The 22,811-nt window shown below is 71.3% G+C and carries 17 protein-coding genes; 8 read left to right on the top strand and 9 right to left on the bottom strand.

Features of this window, described 5'->3' with window-relative positions; all coding sequences use genetic code 11:
* Positions 1-122: 122 nt before the first annotated feature.
* Positions 123-725 (bottom strand): amino acid-binding protein, encoded by a 603-nt coding sequence (locus tag DMB42_RS30625; RefSeq protein WP_125639231.1) that lies wholly within the window; start codon positions 723-725, stop codon positions 123-125.
* Between the two features lie 200 nt (positions 726-925).
* Positions 926-4,048 carry a bifunctional cytochrome P450/NADPH--P450 reductase gene (locus DMB42_RS30620; RefSeq protein WP_185844936.1) on the bottom strand — a complete coding sequence of 1,041 codons (3,123 nt, stop codon included), beginning with the start codon at positions 4,046-4,048 and terminating at the stop codon, positions 926-928.
* A 54-nt stretch (positions 4,049-4,102) separates the two neighbouring features.
* Between DMB42_RS30620 and DMB42_RS30615 the strand changes: the two genes are divergently transcribed.
* Positions 4,103-4,660 (top strand): TetR/AcrR family transcriptional regulator, encoded by a 558-nt coding sequence (locus tag DMB42_RS30615; protein ID WP_185844935.1) that lies wholly within the window; start codon positions 4,103-4,105, stop codon positions 4,658-4,660.
* Positions 4,661-4,731: 71 nt separating this feature from the next.
* Positions 4,732-5,892, top strand: coding sequence for a thiolase family protein (locus tag DMB42_RS30610; RefSeq protein ID WP_125639222.1), 1,161 nt, complete (start codon positions 4,732-4,734; stop codon positions 5,890-5,892).
* Between the two features lie 31 nt (positions 5,893-5,923).
* Here DMB42_RS30610 and DMB42_RS30605 read toward each other — a convergent pair whose 3' ends face one another.
* From DMB42_RS30605 to DMB42_RS30580, 6 genes are read right to left on the bottom strand one after another with little or no spacing between them, the layout of a single operon-like run.
* Positions 5,924-6,220: a hypothetical protein gene (locus DMB42_RS30605; protein WP_125639219.1), complete on the bottom strand. Its 297-nt coding sequence runs from the start codon at positions 6,218-6,220 to the stop codon at positions 5,924-5,926.
* 18 nt (positions 6,221-6,238) lie between these two features.
* A complete protein-coding gene (locus tag DMB42_RS30600) occupies positions 6,239-7,489 on the bottom strand; it encodes a right-handed parallel beta-helix repeat-containing protein (RefSeq protein WP_260478039.1) in 1,251 nt (416 codons plus the stop codon).
* Positions 7,490-7,547: 58 nt separating this feature from the next.
* Positions 7,548-9,332, bottom strand: a complete 1,785-nt coding sequence (locus tag DMB42_RS30595) for a glycoside hydrolase family 13 protein (RefSeq protein ID WP_125639217.1) — start codon at positions 9,330-9,332, stop codon at positions 7,548-7,550.
* Between the two features lie 4 nt (positions 9,333-9,336).
* Positions 9,337-10,176 (bottom strand): sugar ABC transporter permease, encoded by an 840-nt coding sequence (locus DMB42_RS30590; RefSeq protein ID WP_221762413.1) that lies wholly within the window; start codon positions 10,174-10,176, stop codon positions 9,337-9,339.
* Positions 10,173-11,741 (bottom strand): ABC transporter permease subunit, encoded by a 1,569-nt coding sequence (locus DMB42_RS30585; protein WP_125639213.1) that lies wholly within the window; start codon positions 11,739-11,741, stop codon positions 10,173-10,175. The genes DMB42_RS30590 and DMB42_RS30585 overlap by 4 nt, the downstream gene beginning before the upstream one ends.
* Before the next feature lies 1 nt (position 11,742).
* Positions 11,743-13,017, bottom strand: coding sequence for a maltose ABC transporter substrate-binding protein (locus DMB42_RS30580; RefSeq protein WP_125639210.1), 1,275 nt, complete (start codon positions 13,015-13,017; stop codon positions 11,743-11,745).
* 302 nt (positions 13,018-13,319) lie between these two features.
* Here DMB42_RS30580 and DMB42_RS30575 point away from each other — a divergent pair, with 302 nt between their 5' ends.
* From DMB42_RS30575 to DMB42_RS30565, 3 genes are all read left to right on the top strand, one after another.
* Positions 13,320-14,813: a glycoside hydrolase family 13 protein gene (locus tag DMB42_RS30575; RefSeq protein ID WP_125639207.1), complete on the top strand. Its 1,494-nt coding sequence runs from the start codon at positions 13,320-13,322 to the stop codon at positions 14,811-14,813.
* A gap of 63 nt (positions 14,814-14,876) precedes the next feature.
* Positions 14,877-16,232, top strand: coding sequence for a HAMP domain-containing sensor histidine kinase (locus DMB42_RS30570; RefSeq protein ID WP_260478038.1), 1,356 nt, complete (start codon positions 14,877-14,879; stop codon positions 16,230-16,232).
* 47 nt (positions 16,233-16,279) lie between these two features.
* Entirely contained in the window at positions 16,280-17,098 is an 819-nt protein-coding gene (locus DMB42_RS30565; RefSeq protein WP_125639204.1) for an SAM-dependent methyltransferase, read from the top strand.
* Here DMB42_RS30565 and DMB42_RS30560 read toward each other — a convergent pair.
* A complete protein-coding gene (locus DMB42_RS30560) occupies positions 17,095-18,417 on the bottom strand; it encodes a cation:dicarboxylate symporter family transporter (RefSeq protein WP_125639201.1) in 1,323 nt (440 codons plus the stop codon). The genes DMB42_RS30565 and DMB42_RS30560 overlap by 4 nt on opposite strands.
* Positions 18,418-18,524: 107 nt before the next feature.
* On the opposite strand from DMB42_RS30560, the gene DMB42_RS30555 reads away from it, so the two are divergent.
* The 3 genes from DMB42_RS30555 (at position 18,525) to DMB42_RS30545 (ending at position 22,808) form a co-directional block, all read left to right on the top strand.
* Positions 18,525-20,018, top strand: coding sequence for an ATP-binding protein (locus tag DMB42_RS30555; RefSeq protein WP_125639200.1), 1,494 nt, complete (start codon positions 18,525-18,527; stop codon positions 20,016-20,018).
* Positions 20,015-20,698: a response regulator gene (locus tag DMB42_RS30550; RefSeq protein WP_125639197.1), complete on the top strand. Its 684-nt coding sequence runs from the start codon at positions 20,015-20,017 to the stop codon at positions 20,696-20,698. Before DMB42_RS30555 ends, DMB42_RS30550 begins: the two co-directional genes overlap by 4 nt.
* A gap of 82 nt (positions 20,699-20,780) precedes the next feature.
* Positions 20,781-22,808 carry an N-acetylneuraminate synthase family protein gene (locus DMB42_RS30545; protein ID WP_260478037.1) on the top strand — a complete coding sequence of 676 codons (2,028 nt, stop codon included), beginning with the start codon at positions 20,781-20,783 and terminating at the stop codon, positions 22,806-22,808.
* The last annotated feature ends 3 nt before the right edge of the window (positions 22,809-22,811 follow it).

Genomic DNA, 22,811 nt, shown 5'->3' with positions numbered 1-22,811 from the left:
ACGCTGGAGGAATGGATCGAGCTCTGGAACGACAACGCCAAGCCGTTCCGCTGGACCAAGACCGCCGACCAGATCATCGACCGTATCTGTCGCTACTGCGACCGAATCTCAAAGCCGGCTCACTAGGCGCGGGCGGCCAGCTTGGCGACCACGTCCACGATGCGGACCGCGCGTTCCAGCTCGGCCCGGTGGAAGACCGGCCCGCCGGCGCGGGCGACCACGACGTGCAGGCCCTGCGGCACCACGGGCAGCAACATCAGGCGCAGGTCCGCCGAGTCCAGGGCGATCGCGCGCGGCGGCGGCTCGGGCAGGTTCACGACCTCGGGCGCCGCCATCGAGGCATGCCGTACGGCGCCGTCCTCGACCGCGACCGACCATTCGGCGCCGCACAACCCGGGCAGGGCGTCCACCAGCGTGGCCAGCCCGCGGGCCGGTTCCGTCGCCACGTGCATGAGCAGGTCGTAGTCGGGGGCGGAGCCGGGCATGTCGCGGGTGGGCCAGACGCCCTCGACGCGTACGCCCGGCGTCGCCGACAGCCGTTCGCACACCTCCGTCGCGCTGACCGGGCCCGGCCAGGACACGATGAAGTCGTCCACGGCCCGGCCGGTCTCGCGTTCGAGCACGGTGACCTGCAGGATGTCGGCGCCGAGCGTCCCCAGCGCCTTCGCGACCTGGCCGAGGCGGCCCGGCCGGTCCGGCAGCGAAATCCTCACTCGCAGCAGCATTGCCCGCCCCTTCCACGAAGGCTCCCACAGTGCCGTGGAAAGGTTTCACGCACGTTCCACGGATATGTCGCGCATGCTCCGCCTATATCCCAGAATGAGGCGCTAAGTCCGGGTTGTCGAACTTGGGGGACGGTTTGAGCTGGGGTTTTCCCAGGATCGACCAAGGATCGACCAGCGATCGACCAGGGATCATTCAAGGATCAGGCGAACACGTCCTGCTGGTAGCGTCCGTCCGCCTCCAGGGCGGCCAGCCAGGCCGTGCCGTCCTCGCCGTCCTCGCCGGTACGCCGCCGATGGAGGTCGAGCAGCGCCTGGCGCACCGCCGGGGCCATCCGCAGGCCGTCGCCGCAGACGTAGACGTGGGCGCCCTGCTCCAGCAGCTCCCACACCTCCTCCGCGTGCCCGGCGACGGCGTCCTGGACGTAGCGGTACGGGTGCCCGGCCACGGCCGAGAACGCGGTGTGCACGTTCACCTCCTCGCGCTCGCCCCAGGCGGTCACCTCCTCGCGGTACAGCCAGTCGTGGCCGGGGTGGCGGCAGCCGGTGAACACCTCGGCCCGGCCGCTCGCCCCGCTCAGCGCCCGCTCCTCCAGGAAGCCGCGCAGCGGCGCGAAGCCCGTGCCGGGGCCGACCAGGATCACCGGGGTGGCCGGGTCGGCGGGCAGCCGGAACGGCGGCGCGGGCACCCGTACGTATCCGTAGAACACCTCGCCGGGCCGCAGACCGGCCAGGTACGCCGAGCACATGCCCTGGTAGGTGCCGCTGCCGGACCAGGCGGGCCCCTCGACCAGCCCGACGGTGAGCCGTACCAGGCGGGGATCGGCCAGCGGCGAGGAGGAGACCGAGTAGTAACGCGGCCTGATCGGCCCGGCCATCTCCAGGAACGCCGGCAGCGGCAGCTCGACCGCCGGGAACCGTTCCAGCAGGGCCAGCGGCGAGACCCGCTTGGCCAGGATCTCGTCGGCGTAGTTCGCGGTCAGCTCGGCGAGCTGACCGCGCGTCCACGGGCAGCCGGTGTGCGCGGCCAGCGCCTCCAGGTCGGACCTGGTGGCCACCTCCTGGAGCTCGGCGAACTCGGTCAGCAGCAGTCCGGCCGTCACGGGCGTGTCCACGGGCAGGTGGGTGGCCCCGGCGGCGCGCAGCCGCACCACCTGCCCGCGCGGGACGCGCAGGCAGCGCAGGGCCCACTCGACCAGCTCGGGGTCGTTCTTGGCGAAGACGGCGACGTGGTCGCCCGCCGCGTACGTGACGCCCTCGGGCAGGCGGGCCACGACGGAACGCACGCCAGGCCTGGGGGCCTCGGCCGAGAAGTCCCACAACCCGGCCGGGTCGCCGGTCAGCTCCTCGTTGGACACCACGGTCAGCGGCACGGCCCGCTCGGAGACGACGGCCGGCCTGACCTCGCTCTCGCTGAGCACGTCCATCTCGTAGCGCGGTCCGGCCGCCGCCGCCGGGGCGCTGTACTCCTCGGCCAGCGCCGCCCACAGCCGGGCCGTCCACGCCGACACGTCGCCGTCGAAGTCGCCGTCGGCGTCGGCCTCGCCGCGCTCGACGAGCGGCACCGCACCGGCGGCGGTCAGCTTCTCGCCGGCCCGGCGCGGGAAGTCCTGGTACGTCGGCCACTGCGAGTTGCCGCACCCCAGCACCGCCAGCCGTACGCCGGACAGGTCGGGCAGCTCCTCCAGGGCGTCGAAACGCTGGGCGTTGTCGGGCGCCTTGATGTTGTAGGAGGAGGCGACCACGACGAGCAGGCCGCCCGCCGGCGGGGTCAGGTCGTCCAGGGTGGTCAGGGTGGTGGCGAAGCCGGACCGGCCGGCCCGCTCGGCCAGCCGCTCGGCGATGTCGGCGGCGGTGCCCAGGTTGGAGCCGTAGGCGACGGTGAGCGGCACGCCGGTGACCGCGAGGTCGTGCTGCTCGCCCTCCCCGTCCCGCTGGACGACGGCGGCGGCGGTGCGCTCGTGGGCGCGGCGCTCGCGCAGCCGCAGGGTGAAGCCGTCGGGCTTGAGGGTGAGCGTCTGCTTGACCTTCATCCGGTAGGCGTCCGGGTCGGAGACCGCGAAGCGGCGCAGGATCATCGCCAGGGCCAGCCGGGCCTCGGTCAGCGCGAACTGGCGGCCGATGCAGGCCCGCTCGCCGTTGCCGAACGGCTTGTACGCGGCCGGGTGGTGGGCCTTCTTGTTCTCCGGCAGCCAGCGGTCGATGTCGAACTCCTCCGGCCGCTCCCACGCCTTGGGGTGGCGGTGCAGCGACGGCAGCAGCACGGCGACGCCCTGACCGGCCTCGATCTCGTACTCGCCGATCGTGGTGGGCTCGATGGCGCTGACGGTGAAGGCGGGGATCGGCGACCAGACGCGCAGCGTCTCCTCCAGGATGCGGGGGATGACGTCGAGCTTCATGATCGTCTCGTAGGTGGGCGGCTCGTCGCCGGGCAGCAGCCGGTCGACCTCGTCGTAGGCCCTGGCCAGGGTGTGGGGGTCGCGCAGCAGGTTGTACAGGGCGAAGGAGAGCAGGCCGCTGGTGGTCTCGTGCCCGGCGATGAGGAAGGTGAGCACCTGGTTGCGGATGTTCTCGTCGGACAGCCGGCCGCCGGTCTGCGGGTCGGACGCCTCCAGCATGAGCCCGAGCAGGTCCTTGGTGCCGCCCGAGCCGTCGGCGCGGCGCTGCCTGATCACGTCGTCCACCAGGGCGCGCATGGTGTCGATGTCGCGCCGGTAGGCCTCCTCGTGACCGCGCCTGAGCTTGGTGACGAACGGCAGTTGCTGGTTGCGCAGCATGGCCTCGGTCAGCGCGCCGCCCATGGCCTTCAGGAACGGGTGCAGCTCGGGCGAGGAGAAGGAGTCGAAGTGGAAGCCGAAGCCGGTCAGCGAGATCGTGTCCAGCGTGAGCCGGGTCATGTCGTCGGCCACGGGCAGGTCCTGCCCCTGGCGGCCGGCCCATGACGTGACGAGCTGCTCGGCGACCTCCAGCATCTGCGGGTAGTACGCCTTCATCGAGCGCTGGCTGAAGGCGGGCATCAGGATGCGGTGCGCCTGCCCCCACACCGGCTCGTGCGGCTCGGCCGTGAACAGGCCGTCGCCGCCGAAGTCGCGCACGATCGACAGCGGCGGGGTGATGCGCTTGACGAACCTGCTCTCGTCGCACACCTCCGCGACCAGGTCGGGGTCGTAGACCAGCACGATCGTGCGACCGGCGACCTCCAGCCGGAAGACGCCCTCGTCGTACCGCTCGGCGACCTTGACGAAGTGCTCCACGGGCGAGTGGGCGGGGATCTGCAGCGTGTTGCCCACGACGGGCAGGCCCTGCGGGGCGGGGATACGCCTCATGAGTGCTCCCTTCGGGTAGCCATACACCGTATGGCTGACGCTACCATACGCTGTATGGCAGTGAGTGCGCGCAGGGGAGCCCCCCTGAGTCTTGACGAGATCCGCTCCACGGCGTTGCGCCTGATCGACGAGGGCGGGGTCGAGGGGCTGTCGATGCGGAAACTGGCTGCCGAGCTGGACGTCAACCCCATGTCCCTCTACCACCACGTCGCGAGCAAGGAGGCGCTGCTGGCCCGCATCTGCGAGACGATGACCATCCGGCTGCCGCTGCCGCCCGACGACGACACTCCCTGGGAGGAGCAGCTCCGGGCCCTGGCCCTGGCCTACCACCGGCACGCCCAGCAACATCCGGCCATGTGGAGCTACGTGCACAACCATCCCGAGTTCATCGAGGACCGGCAGCTTCCGCTCTGGCAGGCGCTCTACCGCATCCTGCGCGCGTCCGGGGTGCCCGAGGAGGAGCTGCGGCGTACGAGCGAGGTGCTGCACGCGTTCGTGTCGGGGTTCGTCTTCGCCGAGACGCGCGGACACGTGACGGGCGCGCCCGAGGAGATCGAGCACACCTTCGACATCGCCCTCGACATGATCATCAACGGCCTGGCTGCCCGGTGACCCCTGCGTTGGAAACTCCAACTCGCTCGCGTTAGAGTGAGTTGGAGTTTCCAACGGACAGGAGGGCCGCGATGCGCGACGCCGTCATCGTGCAAGCCGTACGCACCCCGATCGGCAAGGGGAAACCGGGCGGCGGGCTGCACGGGACCCATCCCGTCGACCTGCTCGCCCACGCCCTGCGCTCCCTGATCGAACGCAGCGGCGTGGACCCGTCGCTGGTCGACGACGTCATCGGCGGCTGCGTCGACCAGGTGGGCGAGCAGGCCATGAACACCACCCGCTACGCCTGGCTGGCCGCCGGCTTCCCCGACTCGGTGCCCGCGGTCACGGTCGACCGGCAGTGCGGCTCCTCCCAGCAGGCCGTGCACTTCGCCGCGCAGGGCGTCATGTCCGGCGCCTACGACCTGGTCGTGGCCTGCGGCGTGGAGTCGATGAGCCGCGTGCCCATGTGGTCGAACGTGCCGCCGGGCGCGGACCCGTTCGGGCCCTCGGTGGCCGCCCGCTACCCCGAGGGGCTGGTCCCGCAGGGCATCAGCGCCGAGCTGATCGCCGCCAAGTGGTCGCTGAGCCGCGAGCAGATGGACGCCTTCTCCGCGGCCTCCCACGCCAAGGCCGCCGCCGCCGACTTCACCGCCGAGACGGCCCCGATCGCCGGCCTGGACCGGGACGAGTCGATCCGCCCCGCCACCACGCCGGAGATCCTGGCCGGGCTGCGGCCCGCCTTCGCCGACCCGGGCTACGCCCGGCGTTTCCCGCAGATCACCTGGTCGGTCACCGCGGGCAACACCAGCCCGATCAACGACGGCGCGGCCGCCGTGCTCATCACCAGCTCCGAGACCGCCGACCGGCTCGGCCTGCGCCCGCTGGCCCGCCTGCACAGCTTCGCCGTCACGGGCTCCGACCCGCTGCTCATGCTCACCGGCGTGATCCCGGCCACGGAGAAGGTGTTGCGCCGCGCCGGGCTCTCACTGTCCGACATCGAGCTGTTCGAGGTGAACGAGGCCTTCGCGACCGTCGTGCTGGCCTGGCTCCAGGAGACGGGGGCCGACCCGGCCAAGGTCAACGTCAACGGCGGCGCCATCGCCCTCGGCCACCCGCTCGGCGCCAGCGGCGCCCGCATCACCACCACGCTCGTGCACGCCATGCGGGACCGGGGCGCGCGCTACGCCCTGCAGACCATGTGCGAGGCGGGCGGCCTGGCCAACGCCCTCGTCCTGGAACGCACCCCCTGACGCCTTATGGAGGGCCGCGCCGACGACACGGTCAGGCGGCGTCCCATACGGCTTCGAAGGCCGCGCCGGTGATCTCGGTCAGCTCCCAGATCTCCAGCGGCTGGTCGGTGAGGAACCCGTGTTCGTCCTGGAGCCGTTCCCACCAGTAGCGGTGGGCGACGCGCTCGGCGTCGACCTCGATCTGCCTGATCGCCCAGTGGTCGCCGTCGCCCTCGACGCTCTCGAACAGCCAGACGCGCCCGCCGGGGCCGGCGGTGTGCCAGAAGCGGTGGGGCACGTCGGCCTCGGCGAGCTGCCTGACCAGCGGCAGGCGAAGATCCGGAACCATGCCCGGTAGGCTACACCGCTATCGCTGGTAGGCCCCGGCGTCGGGCGACGCGGGCACCGGCCTGCCCAGCATGTCCTGGCCGGGCGCGGTGCCGCCGTACCAGGTGGGCGACAGCGGCAGGCCGCGGCCCAGCGCCGGGGAGCCGGGCCGCAGGCGCAGGTCGGTGCGGGAGACGAACAGCGGGTCGGCCTTGACCGACTTCGGGCCCAGTTTGAAGACCAGCTTGCGCCCGAAGTAGACGCTGCCGCCGTCGTCGGCGCCCTTGCCGTCCTCCCAGCCCGCCTCTCCGCCGACCGCGATCACGTTGTTGCGCAGTCTGAGGATGGACGGCGAGCAGCCGTCGTGGCAGGACCAGCCGATGGTGTCCTTGGCCGGCAGGTAGACCGAGTTCTGGACCGCGATCGTGCCCTTGACCGGGCCGACGACGTGGCCGGGGCCGCGGGTGATGAGGAAGGAGCCGCGGCTGCGGCTGGAGGTGACGACGTTGAAGGCGAAGATGTTGCCGGTGGCGGTCTTGCCCTTCTGGGCGCCGAGTTCGGTGAAGGTCTCGTTGTCGCGCGAGATGTTGTGGGTGATCCGGTTGCGGTCGCCGTTGAAGATCTCGACCGCGGCGCCGTCGGTGCCGTAGTCGTGGCTCTTGGCGTAGCTGCCGGTGATGGTGTTGTGGGTCACGAGGTTGTCGTCGCCGTTGAGCAGCACGCCGAACGCGCCGGAGTCGTTGTCGCCGCCCTCGTCGTTGACGCTCATCCTGTTGTTGCCGGTCAGCGTGCTGTCGCGCACGGTGTTGTGCGAGCCGGACGGCGTGACCCACACGCCCGCGACGTTGCCGTCGGACTGCACGCCGGTCAGCACGATGTGGTGGCCGCGCAGCGCGAACCCGGCCCACCGGCAGCGGGAGGCGCGCAGGCCGCTGATGCGCCAGTAGGCGCCCTTGGCGACCACGCAGTCGCCTTCGTCGCCGCTGATCCTGGCCATGGCGCCGGCGCCGTGGGAGGTGATGACGATGGGCCGGGCGGCGGTGCCGTTGGCCGTGAGCATGAGCGGGCCGGTGAAGCTGCTGCCCCGCTTGAAGCTGACGGTGTCGCCCGGCTTGAGGTCGGCGGCGTTGACCTTCTCCAGCGTCTTCCAGGGCTTGTCGGCGCTGGTGCCGGCCGCACCGTCGTCACCGGCCCTGGAGTCGACGTAGTAGATCGTGCCCGCCCTGGCCTGCGCGGCGGTCGGTACGGCGGCCAGGAACGAAACCGCGACGGCTACGGAGAGCAACCTCATGCGCGCACACCACTATCTTGATGAAGACGGAACGGGGCCGAGGCATACCGTAGCGTGATCAGCGTGTGATGCGCCACACACTCAGTGAAGGACCGTCCCCCGGGATCACGTCGCCGTCTGGAGCGTTGTAAACGCCCTGGGCCTGCGCGCCCATGGACAGCGCCGGACCGGGCGCCCGCCGCACGCACACCAGCAGCGACTCCTCGTACGTCTCGCGCGCGAAGACCAGGCAGTCGGCGTCGGCGTGCAGCCAGCGCAACCCACCGTGCCGCAGCGCGGGCTCGGCGCGACGCAGCCCGAGCAGGTCCCGGTAGGCCGCCAGCGTGTCCAGGTCCTGGTCGTGCGGCCGGTTCCAGGGCATCGGGGTGCGCGAGTGCTCCCCGTTGATCCCGGTCAGGCCGAACTCGCTGCCGGCGAAGACCATGGGTGTGCCGGGCAGCGTGGCTTGGAGGCCGAGGGCCAGCAGGTGGCGTTCGCGGGAGCCGGTCACCGTGCGTATGCGCGGGGAGTCGTGGGAGTCCAGGAGCTGCCAGGAGTGCGTGAGCGAGCGCCAGGACATGTGCGAGGCGAAGGCCCTGAACGTGGCCAGCGTGTCCAGGCCGTCGCGGTCGGGCACGCCGCCCGGCACGCCGAGGAAGTGCGGCAGGTCCAGCTCCGGGCCGCGCAGCCAGGCCCACACCGGGCGGGTGAAGCCGCCGTAGTTCATGGTGCCGTGCCAGCCGTCGCGGTCGAGGTCGTGGGAGGCGTCGTGGTTGTGCTCGGCGATGAAGGCGGCCTGCGCGCCGAGCTGCTCGCGCAGCATGGCGGCGACCTCGTGGTTGTGGTCGTCGCGGCCGAGCCGGCCGGTCATGTTGGCGACGTCGACGCGCCAGCCGTCCAGGGGGCCGAGCCACTTCTTCAGCACCGCGCGCATGCTGGAGCGGACCAGCTCGCTGCCCCAGTTGAGCTTGGGCAGCGACTTGACGCCCCACCAGGACTCGTAGTCGCCGGTGTGGGGGTCGAAGTAGAACATCTCCCGTTCGAGGGCGTTGACGTCGGAGACGGCGGCGGTGAACCATTCGTGCGCGTCGCCGCAGTGGTTGGTGGTGATGTCGCCGAGCAGGCGCATGCCGCGCGCGTGCAGCGCGCCCGCGAGCCGGTGCAGGGCCTCGTCGCCGCCGAGCAGCGGATCGACGTGCTCGAAGCTCGCGGCGTCGTAGCGGTGGTTGGAACGGGCCGGGAAGATCGGCGTCAGGTAGACGGTGTCGGCGCCGAGGCCCTGGATGTGGTCGAGGCGGCGGGTGATGCCGTCGAGGTCGCCGCCGTAGAACTGCTGGGCGGTGCCGGGGCCGCTGGGGATCACCGGGTCGCGGTCCCAGTCGCGCGGCAGCGCCCAGTCGGGCAGGTCCGGCATCGGCCCGGAGCGCTCGAACCGGTCGGGGAAGATCTGGTAGACGATCGCGTCGGACATCCACGAGGGCGGCGCCTGGTGGCAGACCAGGCGGAAGTCGCCCGCGTCGGTCACGTCGTGGGCGACCGGCCCGGCCGCGGTCAGCCAGAACTGGCCGCGGCCGGTGTGCAGCAGGAAGCGGTACGGGGTGACCGGGTTGACCGCGGTGACCTCCGCGTGCCACCACACGTCGTCCGCGCCGTATCCGCCGACGCGGGCGCCGGTTCTGGACTCGTCGACGCGGGCCTCGGTGTAGCGGGGCTCGCCGTCGCAGACGGTACGGACGTGCACGCCGGTGATCCCGGCGGCCCGCGGCGCCCGCAGCCAGAGGGTCACCCGCGAGCCGAGCGCCGGTTCCCGGCTGGAGACGTAGAGAGCTGAGCCGTCGTGATGCGGCTCGCCGACAAAACGCATGAACCTATCCCTTGACAGCCCCGGCCGTGAGCCCGGAGACGATGTACTTCTGCAGCCATAGGAACACGCTCACCGTGGGTACGGCGGTGAGCAACGTCGCCGCGGCGAACATCCCGAAGTTGGCGTTGCGGTGGTCGCCGGCGATCATGCCGTACATGCCGACGGCGAGGGTCTTGCTCTCGGGGTCGCGCAGGAACACGTTCGCCATGAGGAACTCGCTCATGATGCCGATGAAGGCCAGCAGAGCGGTGACCGCCAGGATCGGCGTGACCAGCGGCATGATGACCCGCCAGAAGATCTGCGCGTGGGTGGCGCCGTCCACGGTGGCGGCCTCGTCGAGCTCCTTGGGCACGGTGTCGAGGAAGCCCTTCATCAGCCAGGTGTTCACGCCGAGCGCGCCGCCCAGGTAGAGCAGCAGCAGTCCCCAGACGGTGTTGAAGCCGAACGCCGGGTACAGCTCGGTCACCCTGGTGAAGATCATGAAGATCGTCACGATGGCCAGGAACTGCGGGAACATCTGGATGAGCAGCAGCGCCAGCAGCCCGACCCGGCGGCCGGCGAAACGCATGCGGCTGAAGGCGTAGGCGGCCAGCATCGACAGCAGCAGGCTCGCGAACGACGAGACCAGCGCGATGAACACCGAGTTGAAGAACCACCGGCCGAACGGATAGCTGTCGGAGGTGAGCAGGTTGACGAAGTTGTTCGGGCTCGCCCCCGACGGCAGCAGGTCGGTGGAGGCCAGCGTGCCCATCGGGTTGATCGCGGCCGAGACCACGAACAGGATCGGGAACAGCGCGAACGCGCACACCAGCAGCACGAACACGTGCCGGAGCGCCATCCTCATGCGTAGACCTCCTCCTGCCTGCGGGTACGCCGGAAGGCCACGGCCGAGATGACCGCCACGATCGCGAAGATGAACACCGAGATCGCCGCCGCGAACCCGAACTGCGCCCCGCCCGCGCCGAACGCCAGCCGGAAGGTGTAGGTGATCAGCAGGTCGGTGGCCCCGACCTGGGGGCTCTCGGCCGGGAACGGCCCGCCGTCGGTGGTGAGCGCGATGGCGTTGAAGTTGTTGAAGTTGAACGCGAACGACGAGATCAGCAGCGGCGTCAGCGCGACCAGCAGCAGCGGCAGCGTCACCCGGCGGAAGGCCTTCCACGGCGTGGCGCCGTCGATGGAGGCCGCCTCGGTCAGCTCGCGCGGGATCGCCTGGAGCGCGCCGGTGGTGACCAGGAACATGTACGGGAAGCCGAGCCACACGTTGACCAGGATCACCGCGAAGCGGGCGGTGGCGGGTTCGCCGAGCCAGTCGACGCTCAGCCCGAAGAACTGGTTGATCAGGCCGAAGTCGCGGTTGAACATGTCGCGCCAGACCAGCAGCATGGCGAAGGCCGGCATCGCGTACGGCAGGATCAGCGCGATCCGGTAGGCCTTCGTGCCGCGCATGCGCGGGTGGTGCAACGCCAGCGCGACGGCCATGCCGAGCGCGAACGTGCCGGCCACGGAGGCCACCGCGAACACCAGGTTCCAGCCCAGCACCCCCGCGAAGTAGCCGGAGATGGTGGGATTGGTCAGGACGCGGGTGAAGTTGTCGAGGCCGACGTTCACCTGCCAGCCCTGTGCCAGGTGGTCGCCGTCGGCGTTGACGAAGTAGCCCTGGGCCTCGTCGGCCTTCCAGGTGCCGCCGTCGCCCTGGACGCAGTCGCAGGCGGCGTCGTAGACCAGCGCCGCCTTGCCCTCCACGGCCCGGCTCAGGCCGTTGGCCTTGATCACGCCGCCGGGCGTCGGCACGGACAGCGCGGAGATCTCCGGGCCGCGGGCGGCCGCCTCGGGGGCCTTCAGCACGGTCACGCCGGGGGCCGACAACACCTTGCCGGTGACGCCGACCTGGGCGCCCTCCAGCGGGGTGAGCCCTTCGGGGGTGCCGAGGCGTACCTGCTTGGTCTTCGGGTCGACCAGCAGGAACACCAGTTCGTCGCCGCGCAGCGCGGCGGTCAGGCCGTACTCGGGCGAGCCGGGGGCCTGGCGGACCGAGCCGGTCTCGATGGCGGTGACGGCGGCGGCCTTGTCGCCGCGATGCCCGTCGCCGAAGTTCGTGAACGCTGTGGTCACCGTGTAGAGCACGGGCAGCACCTGGAAGGCGATCAGGAAGACGGTGCCGGGGACGAGATACTTGCCCGGGACGAAGCGGCGGGTCAGGTAGAGGCCGGCGATGGCCGCCGAGGCCAGCCCCAGCAGCGTGAGCGAGACCCACGAGCGCGTGGCGACCAGCGGCGGCACGGCGTAGAGCAGGATCGCGGCGGCCACGGCGAGCACCGCGATCCTGCTCACCAAGAACGCCGTGGTGAGCTCCCGGCGAGGCCGCGGGGACGGGGTCGTCCCCACGGCCTCGTGCATGTCCAGTGACATGTCAGTTCTTGAGCGCGCCGTCGATGGCCTTCTGCGCGGCCGCGGCGGCCTTGGCCGCGTCGCCGCCCTTGACCACGGCCGTCTCGGCGATGCCGAACGGCTCCCAGATCGCGGCCATCTCGGGGATGGCGGGCATCGGCATGCCGTTCTTGCCGGCGTCCATGAACTTGAGGGCGTCGGGGTCGGTGGCCTGGACCTCCTGGAGCGCGGCGGTCAGCGCCGGGGGCCGGGGGTCGGCCTCGTACAGGGCCTTGGCGACGTCCTTGTTGGTCACGTAGTTGGCGACGAACTCCTGGGCCAGGGCCTTGCTCTTGCCCTTGGCCGCCACGAAGAAGGACTGGACGCCGACGAACGGCGTGGCCGGCTTGCCGTCCTTGAACGCCGGGACGGGCGTGATGTCGTAGGAGATGCCGCCCTTCTTGACCTCGCTCATGGCCCACGGGCCGGAGATCAGGTAGGCGCACTTGCCGGCGGCGAAGTTGACGATGTAGTTCTCGTTGGTGATCGACGTCTTCAGCGCGCCGTCACCCTTCTCGCCCAGGTCCTTCAGCTTGCCGAACGCCTTGACCGAGTCGTCGGAGCCGAGCAGCACCTGCTTGGGGTCGGGGTCGCCGGCCGGGGTCGCGCCGAACAGCGCGCCGCCGCCGGAGGCGAAGATCGGGTAGACGTGGAAGGCGTCGCCCTTCTGGCCGACGGGCAGGCAGAGCACCTCCTTGACCTTGCCGGCCTTCTTCAGCTCGGCGCCCTTCTCGATCATCTCGTCGAGGGTGGCGGGGGCGTCGGGGGCGAGCTTGGTGTTGCGGATGAGGGCGATGTTCTCCACCGCGTACGGGGCGCCGTACACCTGCCCGTTGAAGGTAACCGCCTTCATGGCGATTTCGGGGAAGGCGGCCTTCTGCTCGTCGGTCAGGGTGACCGGGTCGATGGCGCCGTTCTGGACCAGGTTGCCGATCCAGTCGTGGGCGCCGATCATGATGTCCGGGCCGCTGCCCTGCTGCGAGGCGGTCAGGAAGGTCTGCTGGTTGTCCTTGCTGATCTCCTTCACCTCGACGGTCACGCCGTTCTCGGTGCCGAACTGGTCGGCGAAGGGCTTGAGCGGCTTGACCCGGTTGGTGTCGGCCCAGATCACGAGGGTGCCGCCGCTGGGCGCGGGGGCGGAGGACGAGGCCGGGCCGCTCGGCTGAGCCGCCGGTGCGGGCGCGCCGGAGTCACCACAAGCCGTAGCGGCGAACGCGAGGGTGGACAGGGCGGCCACTCCCAGAACCCGTACTCGCATGAGACCTCCCGAGGTCATGGAGGAGCGGCGGCGCCTGCGTGCGCCGCCGCCAAAGAAGATCGTTATTAACCGCTTTCACGGCTTACGTTTCCGGGACGTTAGCGGCTCTTTGCAAGAATTGGAAGAACTTGCGAAAGAGCGTTACCGGAACCACATCCGACCCGTGACCCGCTGACCTCGTCCCCGCGGGTGATCACGGCCTGACGAGCAGTTTGCAACTTTCCGAAACTTGCACTTGACCTGTCGCAAGCGCGCGCGACATCCTGCACCAGACATCACGGACATCCGGGGGAAGGAAAGCCATGCTCGGCAACGACGACTGGTGGCGGGACGCCGTCGTGTATCAGGTCTACCCCCGGAGCTTCGCCGACGCCGACGGCGACGGCACCGGCGACCTCAAGGGTGTGCGGGAGCGCCTGGGCTACCTCGCCGGGCTGGGCGTGGACGCGATCTGGCTGAGCCCCTTCTACACCTCCCCCATGGCCGACGGCGGCTACGACGTGGCCGACTACCGCGACGTGGACCCGATGTTCGGCTCGCTGGCCGACTTCGACGCGCTGGTCGCCGAGGCGCACGAGCGCGGCGTACGGGTGATCGTGGACCTGGTCCCCAACCACTCCTCCGACCGGCACCCCTGGTTCCAGGCCGGCCTGCGCGACCGCTACGTCTTCCGCGACCGCCCCAACGACTGGGAGTCCATCTTCGGCGGCCCGGCCTGGACCCAGGTCGAGGACGGCCAGTGGTACCTGCACCTGTTCGCGCCCGAGCAGCCCGACCTCAACTGGGACAACCCCGAGGTACGCGCCGAGTTCCGCGACATCCTGCGTTTCTGGCTGGACCGGGGCGTGGACGGCTTCCGCGTCGACGTGGCGCACGGCATGATCAAGGCCGAGGGGCTGCCCGACGTGGGCCCCAAGGAGGGCCGGCAGGCCGAGATGCTGGGCGACGAGCGCGTGCCCTACTTCGACCAGGACGGCGTGCACGACATCTACCGCGAGTGGCGGCCGATCCTCGACTCCTACCCCGGCGGGCGCATGGCCGTGGCCGAGGCGTGGGTGTCCTCGCCCGAGCGGCTGGCCCGGTACGTGGGGCCCGACGAGCTGCACCAGGCGTTCAACTTCGAGTTCATGATGGCCGACTTCCACGCCAAGTCGTTCCGTACGGTGATCGAGAAGTCGCTGGCGGAGGCCGAGCTGGTCGGCGCGCCCACCACCTGGGTGTTGTCCAACCACGACAAGCCCCGCCACGTCACCCGGCACGGCGGCCTGGCCCGCGCCCGCGCGGCGACCCTGCTCATGCTGGCCCTGCCCGGCTCGGCCTACCTCTACAACGGCGAGGAGCTGGGCCTGCCCGAGGTGCTCGACCTGCCCGACGAGCTGCGGCAGGACCCGGCCTTCCGGCGCACCGGGGAGAGCCGCGACGGCTGCCGGGTGCCGGTCCCGTGGACGAGCGCCCCGGGCTGCGGCTGGAACGACCCGTGGCTGCCGATCCCGGAGTCGTGGACGTCGCTGTCGGCCGAGGCCCAGGAGCACGACCCCGGCTCCACGCTGAACCTCTACCGCGCCGCGCTGCGGCTGCGCAAGGAGCACCCGGCGCTCGGCGGCGGCACGCTGAGGTGGCTGGAGGCCCCCAAGGACGTTCTGGCCATCGAGCGCCACCCGGGCCTGGTCGTGGTCCTGAACACCGGCGAGGAGCCGATCGCCCCGGTCGTGCCCGGCACGGTGCTGCTCGCCAGCGGCCCGCTCGCCACCGACGGCTCGATCCCGCCGGACACCGCCGTCTGGATCCAGCGCTGACGTTGGGGGAACCTTTCCCTTAACGCGGCATTTGGCGGCAATTACGGTTAGTAGTCTCGGGGAGTGTCACCCCTGTGGGCCCGCTCCCTGCGCGGACGCGTCACCCTCATCGCGACGGTGGTAGCCGCCCTCGTGCTGATCCCCGTGGGCATCGCCGGGTGCATCGTCTCGCGGTCCCTGGTGACGAGCGGCGTCTACCGGGACACGCGGGACACCGCCGAACGCGTGGCCTCCGAGATGCGCGCCGGCGGCCTGCCGCAGGGCTCCACGATCCCGGTGCCCAACCCGTCCATCGACCTGATCCAGGTCGTCGGCGCCGACGGCCGCGTCCTGGCCAGCAGTGACGCGGCCAGGAACCTGCCGCCGCTCAGCGACGTACGGCCCACCGCCGAGAGCCGGGTCGTCAACACCACCAACTGCCTGCCGACCGAGTGCATCCACCTGTCGGCGGTCAAGGCCGGCATGTCCCCGGACTCCCCCATCGTCTACGCCGGGCGCAGCACCCCCGAAGTACTGGCCTCGCAGACGCTGGAGATCATCGTGTTCTCCCAGGTGGCGGCGCTGATCGCGCTCACCTCTTGGGCGACCTGGCTGGTCACGGGACGCGCGATGCGCCCGGTGGCCACCATGCGCGCCGAACTGGACGCCGTCAGCGCCGGCGACCTGAGCCACCGCGTCACCCAGCCGGGCGGCGAGGACGAGGTCGCCATGCTGGCCAAGGCGATCAACAACACGCTGGCCCGATTGGAACGTTCCGCGTTGCAACAACGCCAGTTCGCCTCCGACGCCTCGCACGAGCTGCGCACCCCGATCGCCGGGCTGCGCGCCCAGCTGGAGAGCGCCCAGCTCTACCCGGAGGACACCGACGTCGAGGCCCTGGTGGACAGCGCGCTGCGCGACACCGACCGGCTGGAGGCGATCATCACCGACCTGCTCCTGCTGGCCAGGATCGGCTCCCGCGTGGACGTGGCCAGGGAGCCGGTGGACCTGGCCGACCTGGTACGTCAGGAGCTGGCCGTACGCAGCGACAAGCTGCCCACGCGCCTGGAGCTGATCGAGGGCGTGGTCGTCGAGGGCGTACGCCTGCAACTGGCCAGGGTGCTGACCAACCTGCTGGACAACGCCCAGCGGCACGCCGAGACCCTGGTGAAGGTCGTGGTGGCCAGGGAGGCCGGCCCGGCCAGGGGCGGCACGGCCGTCCTGGCGGTGGAGAACGACGGGCAGGAGATCCGCGAGGCCGACCGCGAACGCATCTTCGAGCGCTTCACCCGCCTGGACGCCGCCCGCAGCCGCGACTCCGGCGGCACCGGGCTCGGGCTGGCCATCGCCAGGGACGTGGCGATGGCCCACCGGGGCAGCGTCTGCGTGGAGGACCGCCGGGGCGGGGCGCGGTTCGTCCTCAGACTTCCGGCCATCTGATGCCAGAAGCGTAGATTTCCGGCGACCGGTTAGTGGATCATGCTCGCATGACGCGAGAAGCGCCCCGCGGCGTGGACCCCCACATCCCCAACTCCGCGCGCATGTACGACTACTTCCTGGGCGGGAAGAACAACTTCCCGGCCGACCGGGAGCTGGCCGAGCTGGTGCTGAGCGCCATGCCGGAGGTCAGGGACGGCACGCGGGAGAACCGGCTGCTGATCGGCCGGGTGGTCCGCTACCTGTGCGACCGGGGCGTCACCCAGTTCCTCGACCTCGGCTCCGGCCTGCCGGCCGCGGAGAACGTGCACGAGGTGGCCCTGCGGCTCGTACCGGAGGCCCGGGTGGTCTACGTGGACAACGACCCGGTGGTGGCCGCCCACGGGCGGGCACTGCTGGCCGGGCCCGAACGGGTGGTGATGCTGCACGGCGATGTCCGGCGCCCGCGGGAGGTGCTGGACAGCCCCGAGGTGCGCGGGCTGCTGGACCTCGACCGGCCGGTCGCCGTGCTCATGATGTTCCTGCTGCACCTGATCCCCGACAAGGACGACCCGTACGGTGTCGTGGCCGCCTACCGCGACGCGCTCGCGCCGGGCAGCTACCTGGCCATTTCGCACGCGGGCAGCGACCACGCCCCCGAGCGGGTGGCCCGCGTCCGCGACTTCTACCGCCGGGCCAGCACGCCGTTCTGCCCGCGGCCCGGTGAGAAGATCGCTGCTTTCTTCGGCGACTTCGAGCTGATCCCGCCCGGTCTGACCACGGGCAAAGGGCCGGAGATCGGTTTCCCGTTCACCGACCCCGCGAGCCCGGCCTTCTACGACGAGGACTTCGCCCGCATGGGCTACGCGGGCGTCGGCCGCAAACCCTAGACGCGTACGACCTCCCGTTCCGCCTCGGGCTCGGGGCGGTCGTCGTCGAGCAGCGTGGACTCGTCGAACGGCGCCCGCCCGGCCAGCACCTCGGCGGCGCGCTCCCGGTCGAACTCGCCGGTCCAGGTGCCGACCACGACGGTGGCCACGGCGTTGCCCGCGAAGTTGGTCAGCGCCCTGGCCTCGGACATGAACCGGTCGATGCCGACGATCAGGCCGACGCCGTCCACGAGTTCGGGGCGGTGCGACTGCAGGCCGCCGGCCAGCGTGGCCAGGCCGGCGCCGGTCACGCCCGCGGCGCCCTTGGAGGCCACCATCATGAACAGCAGCAACGAGATCTGCTCGCCCACCTGGAGCGGCGAGCCGGTCGCCGAGGCGATGAACAGCGTGGCCATGGTGAGGTAGATGGCGGTGCCGTCGAGGTTGAAGGAGTAGCCGGTCGGCACGGTGATGCCGGCCACGGTCCGGCTCACGCCGAAGTGCTCCATCTTGGCGATCAGCCGCGGCAGCGCCGTCTCCGACGAGGACGTCGACAGGATCAGCAGGAACTCCCGGCCGAGGTAGCGCAGCAGCGACCACAGGTTGATCCGGGCCACCAGCCACAGCAGCGCGCCCAGCACCACGCCCACGAACAGCAGGCAGGTGACGTAGAAGGCGATCATGATGATGGCCAGGCTCTTCAGCGCCTCGATCCCGGTGGCGCCGACGACGGCCGCGATCGCCCCGAACGCGCCCACCGGCGCCGCCCACATGACCATGGCGAGGATGCGGAACACGAGCCGCTGGACGTGCTCGACGCCGCGCAGGATCGGCGTGCCCCGCTCCCCCATCGCCTGCAGCGCGAACCCGGCCAGCAGCGCCACCAGCAGCGTCTGCAGGACCGAGCCCTCGGTGAAGGCCGAGACCAGGGTGACGGGGATGATGCCGAGCAGGAAGTCCACTCCGCCGGTGGCCTCGCCCTTGGCCGCCTCGGCCTCGGCGGCCTGTTTGGCGGCGTCGGTCAGGTGCAGGCCGGAGCCGGGGTCGATGACGTTGCCGACCAGCAGCCCGTTGACCAGGGCCACGGTGGACATCACCAGGAAGTAGCCGAGCGCCAGGCCGCCGACCTTGCCGACCTTGGCGGCCTGGCGTACCGAGCCGATGCCGAGCACGATCGTGCAGAAGATGATGGGGCTGATCAGCATCTTGATCAGGGCCACGAACCCGGTGCCGAGGGGCTTGAGCTCCTTGCCCGCGTCCGGCCAGACGAATCCGACCAGGATGCCGAGCAGGACCGCGCCGATGACGGCCAGGTACAGGTAACGAGTGCGATCACGCATGGGGGGTTCTCTCCACCGCTTTGGAAAAAGGGGCTGGCCGTGCGACTATGCGCCTCACTGTGACCCACGTCACGATTGAGTTCGTTTCGTTCACGCAAGGGGGCCTCATGCGCCGCTGGAGCCTGGCGGGCCAGATGCTGGTCCTGCAGTTGCTCGTGGTCGCGGTCGCCGTGACGGGCTGCGCGGTGCTCGCGCTCGTGCAGGCCCACCGCCTGCTCACCGAGGAGGCCGGTGCCACGGCCAGGGCCGTGGCGGTCGGTGTGGCGGCCGCGCCCGGCGTGGCGGCGGCCCTGGACGACCCGGAGCCGACGCTCGCGCTGCAGCCGTACGCCGAGCGCGTGCGCGAGCGGACGGGCGTCGACTTCGTCACCATCATGAAACCGGACGGCACCCGCTACACCCATCCGAACCCGGCCGAGATCGGCCGGCGCTTCCTCGGCCACACCGGGCGGGCGCTGGCCGGGGAGACCTTCATCGAGACCTACACCGGCACGCTCGGCCCCTCCAAGCGGGCCGTGACGCCCGTGTGGTCCGGCGGCCGGGTACGGGCCCTGGTCAGCGCGGGCATCACGATCGACCGGATCAGCGCCAGGCTGCGCGGGCAGCTCGTCTGGGGCGGCCTGATCGCCGCGCTCGCGCTCGGCCTGGGCGCGGCCGGGACGTGGCTGGTGACCGTACGGCTGCGCCGTCAGACCCACGGGCTCGGCCCGGTGGAGCTGGGCCGCATCCACGACCACCACGACGCCGTCCTGCACGCCGTACGGGAGGGACTGCTGCTGGTCGGCCTGGACGGCACGCTGACGCTCTGCAACGACGCCGCCGGGCAGCTCCTGGACCTGCCGCCGGACGCCGAGGGCCGGCACGTGGCCGAGCTGGGCCTGTCGGGGCTGCTGGAGGGCCATGAGGAACGCGTGCACCTGGCCGGCGACCGGGTGCTGGCCGTCAACAGCGCGGCCAGCAGGCTCGGCACGGTGGTGACCGTACGTGACCACACCGAGTTGCAGGCGCTGGCCGGGCAGCTCGACGCCGAGCGCGGCTTCGCCGACTCGCTGCGCTCGGCCGCGCACGAGGCCGCCAACCGGCTGCACACCGTGATCACGCTGGTCGAGCTGGGACGCACCGAGCAGGCGGTCGCGCTGGGCACGGCCGAACTGCGCGCGGCGCAGGAGCTGACCGACCGGGTGGTCGGCGCGGTACGCGAGCCGGTGCTGGCCGCGCTGCTGCTCGGCAAGAGCGCCGAGGCGGCCGAACGCGGCGGCGAGCTGCTGCTCACGCGCGACAGCGACCTGGACGACCTGGGCCTGGACCCGCGCGACCTGGTGACGATCGTCGGCAACCTGGTCGACAACGCCCTCGACGCGGCCACCAGGGTCGAGGTGCACCTGAGCGCGGGCGAGGAGGGGGTGGTGATCAGGGTGGCCGACGACGGGCCGGGGCTGACCGCGCCGGAGGCGTTCGCGAAGGGCTGGACCACCAAGGGCGACGGCCATGGGCTCGGGCTGGCGCTGGTCGGACAGGCGGTGCGACGGCTGGGCGGCACGATCGAGGTGGCCGGGTCGGCGTTCACGGTGCGGCTGCCGGTCCCGGAGCGGGTCCGATGAACCGGCCGGATGCGGCGGTGTCCGTGCTGATCGTGGAGGACGAGGAGATCACGGCCGAGGCCAACCGGGTCTACGTCGGGCGGGTGCCCGGCTTCGAGGTGGCCGGGGTGACGCGCTCCGGCGGCGAGGCGCTGCGGTTCCTGCGCGGGCGGCCGGTCGACCTCATCCTGCTCGACCTGTACCTGCCCGACATGCACGGCCTGGAGGTGTGCCGCGCGGTGCGGGCCGGCGGGCTGCTGTGCGACGTCATCGCCGTCACCTCCGCGCGCGACCTGGCGATGGTGCGCTCGGCGGTGTCGCTGGGCGTCTCCCAGTACCTTCTCAAGCCGTTCACCTACGCGACCCTGGCCGAGAAGCTGGCGCGTTACGCCCGGTTCAGGCAGGACACCGGCACGATCGTCGCGCAGGGCGACGTCGACCGGGTGCTCGGCACCCTGCGCGGCACCTCCGAGCTGCCCAAAGGGCTGGCCCGCGACACCCTCGACGCCGTCTCGGCGCGGCTGCGGGAACGGCCTGACGGCAGCTCCGCGCAGAACGTGGCCGAGGCGGTCGGGGTGTCCCGGGTGACCGCCCGCCGCTACCTGGAACACCTGGTGGAGCAGGGGATGGCGGTCCGCGTCCCGCAGTACGGCGGGGTGGGCCGGCCAGAGTTGCTCTACCGGATCCCCATGGAAAGTTAATGGCGGTGACGCTGCCCGTTCAATCCGGCCCTCTAGCTTCTGGGTGCGATCCGATGCACTGAGGAGAAGACACTTGCGAGTCTTGGCCGTTGTTCCCGCCCGCGGAGGTTCGGCGGGCGTACCCCTGAAGAACCTCGCCCTGGTCGGGGGCGTCCCGCTGGTCACCCGCGCGGTACGGGCGTGCCTGCGGGCCGAGCTCGTCGACCAGGTCGTGGTCAGCACCGACCACCCGCAGATCGCCGAGACCGCCCGCAAGGCGGGGGCGTCCGTGGTGGAGCGGCCCGAGGAGCTGAGCGGCGCGACCGCCTCCAGCGAGTCGGCCGTGCTGCACGCGCTCGACGCGCTCGGCGAGGACCCCGAGGTGGTCGTGCTCGTGCAGTGCACCAGCGCGTTCATCGACCCGGCCGACCTGTCGGCCGCCGTGCGCAAGGTCCTGGACGGCGAGGCCGACTCGGTCGTGTCCGGCCTGCCGACGCACGAGTTCCTGTGGACCGCCGCCGGCGCGGGCGTCAACCACGACCCCGCCGTACGGCAGCGCAGGCAGGACCGCGAGCCCGAGTTCCGCGAGAACGGCGCCTTCTACGTCATGCGCACCGCCGGCCTGCGCGAGCACGGCCACCGCTTCTTCGGCGAGGTCGCCGTGCAGCCGGTGCCGCCGCAGCACGCCATCGAGGTCGACAACCCCGAGGACCTGGAGCTGGTACGCGCCCTCGCGCCGTTCATCGACCGGCCCGAGCCGATCGACGTGGACGCGGTCATCACCGACTTCGACGGCGTGCACACCGACGACCGCGCCTACATCGACTCCGATGGCCGCGAGATGGTGCTGGTCAGCCGCTCGGACGGGATGGGCGTCGCGCTGCTGCGCCGCTCCGGGGTCAAGGTGCTGGTGATGTCCACCGAGCAGAACCCGGTCGTGGCCGCCCGCGCCCGCAAGCTGGGCGTGCCCGTCCTCCAGGGCCTGGCCGAGAAGCGCACGGTGCTGCGCGACTGGCTGACCATCGAGGGCCTGGACCCGGCGCGCGTGGCCTACGTCGGCAACGACGTCAACGACCTGGGCCCGATGGCCGAGGTCGGCTGGCCGATCGCCACCCCGGACGCGCACCCGCGCGTGCGCGCCGCCGCCCGCGTGGTGCTGACCAGGCCCGGCGGCTCCGGCGCGGTGCGCGAGCTGTGCGACCTGGTCGTGGCCGCCCGGCCCGAGGCGCCGGTCGCCGAGGCCAAGGTCCGGCCGCGGCTCGGCCCGGTCGCGATCGGCGACGTGCTGGTCGGCAACGGCGAGCCCGTGTACGTGATCGGCGAGATCGGCATCAACCACAACGGCGACCTCGACATCGCCCGCCGCCTGATCGACGTGGCGGCCGACGCGGGTTGCCAGGCGGTCAAGTTCCAGAAGCGCACCCCCGCGATCTGCGTGCCCGAGGAGCAGAAGGGCCAGATCAGGCAGACGCCGTGGGGCGAGATGACGTACCTGGAGTACAAGGAGCGCACCGAGTTCGGCCACGACGAGTACCGGCAGATCGCGAAGTACTGCGACGAGCGCGGGCTGCACTGGTTCGCCTCCCCCTGGGACGTGCCGTCGGTGGAGTTCCTGGAGAGCATGGACGTGCTCACCCACAAGATCGCCTCGGCCAGCGTCGCCGACCACCAGCTGCTGCGCGCCCTGGCCGCCACCGGCAAGCCGCTCATCCTGTCCACCGGCATGTCCACGCTGTCGGAGATCGACCAGGCGGTCGAGATCCTGGGCACCGACCGGCTGATCATGATGCACGCCACCTCCACGTACCCGCTGCCGCCGGAGGAGGCCAACCTGCGCACGATCACCACGCTGAAGGAGCGCTACGGCGTGCCCGTCGGCTACTCCGGGCACGAGCGCGGCCTGCAGATCTCCCTGGCCGCGGTCACCCTCGGCGCCGTGTGCGTGGAGCGGCACATCACGCTCGACCGCACCATGTGGGGCTCCGACCACGCCGCCTCCCTGGAGCCGTCCGGCCTTGAGCACCTGGTACGCGACATCCGCATCATCGAGCAGGCCATGGGAGACGGCGTCAAGCGCGTCTTCCCCGGCGAGGAGGCGCCCAAGGCCCGGCTGCGCCGGGTGACCGTCTGAGTC

The organism is Nonomuraea sp. WAC 01424 (genome assembly GCF_003947315.1).
Classification (GTDB): Bacteria; Actinomycetota; Actinomycetes; order Streptosporangiales; family Streptosporangiaceae; genus Nonomuraea; species Nonomuraea spiralis.
This window is presented reverse-complemented; position numbering and strand designations above follow the sequence as displayed.

Bases quoted from the DNA above. Each gene is read 5' to 3' on its own strand.
- DMB42_RS30625 (WP_125639231.1), bottom strand. From the start codon at position 725: ATGCTGCTGCGAGTGAGGATTTCGCTGCCGGACCGGCCGGGCCGCCTC.
- DMB42_RS30620 (WP_185844936.1), bottom strand. From the start codon at position 4,048: ATGAGGCGTATCCCCGCCCCGCAGGGCCTGCCCGTCGTGGGCAACACG.
- DMB42_RS30615 (WP_185844935.1), top strand. From the start codon at position 4,103: ATGGCAGTGAGTGCGCGCAGGGGAGCCCCCCTGAGTCTTGACGAGATC.
- DMB42_RS30610 (WP_125639222.1), top strand. From the start codon at position 4,732: ATGCGCGACGCCGTCATCGTGCAAGCCGTACGCACCCCGATCGGCAAG.
- DMB42_RS30605 (WP_125639219.1), bottom strand. From the start codon at position 6,220: ATGGTTCCGGATCTTCGCCTGCCGCTGGTCAGGCAGCTCGCCGAGGCC.
- DMB42_RS30600 (WP_260478039.1), bottom strand. From the start codon at position 7,489: ATGAGGTTGCTCTCCGTAGCCGTCGCGGTTTCGTTCCTGGCCGCCGTA.
- DMB42_RS30595 (WP_125639217.1), bottom strand. From the start codon at position 9,332: ATGCGTTTTGTCGGCGAGCCGCATCACGACGGCTCAGCTCTCTACGTC.
- DMB42_RS30590 (WP_221762413.1), bottom strand. From the start codon at position 10,176: ATGAGGATGGCGCTCCGGCACGTGTTCGTGCTGCTGGTGTGCGCGTTC.
- DMB42_RS30585 (WP_125639213.1), bottom strand. From the start codon at position 11,741: ATGTCACTGGACATGCACGAGGCCGTGGGGACGACCCCGTCCCCGCGG.
- DMB42_RS30580 (WP_125639210.1), bottom strand. From the start codon at position 13,017: ATGCGAGTACGGGTTCTGGGAGTGGCCGCCCTGTCCACCCTCGCGTTC.
- DMB42_RS30575 (WP_125639207.1), top strand. From the start codon at position 13,320: ATGCTCGGCAACGACGACTGGTGGCGGGACGCCGTCGTGTATCAGGTC.
- DMB42_RS30565 (WP_125639204.1), top strand. From the start codon at position 16,280: ATGACGCGAGAAGCGCCCCGCGGCGTGGACCCCCACATCCCCAACTCC.
- DMB42_RS30560 (WP_125639201.1), bottom strand. From the start codon at position 18,417: ATGCGTGATCGCACTCGTTACCTGTACCTGGCCGTCATCGGCGCGGTC.
- DMB42_RS30555 (WP_125639200.1), top strand. From the start codon at position 18,525: ATGCGCCGCTGGAGCCTGGCGGGCCAGATGCTGGTCCTGCAGTTGCTC.
- DMB42_RS30550 (WP_125639197.1), top strand. From the start codon at position 20,015: ATGAACCGGCCGGATGCGGCGGTGTCCGTGCTGATCGTGGAGGACGAG.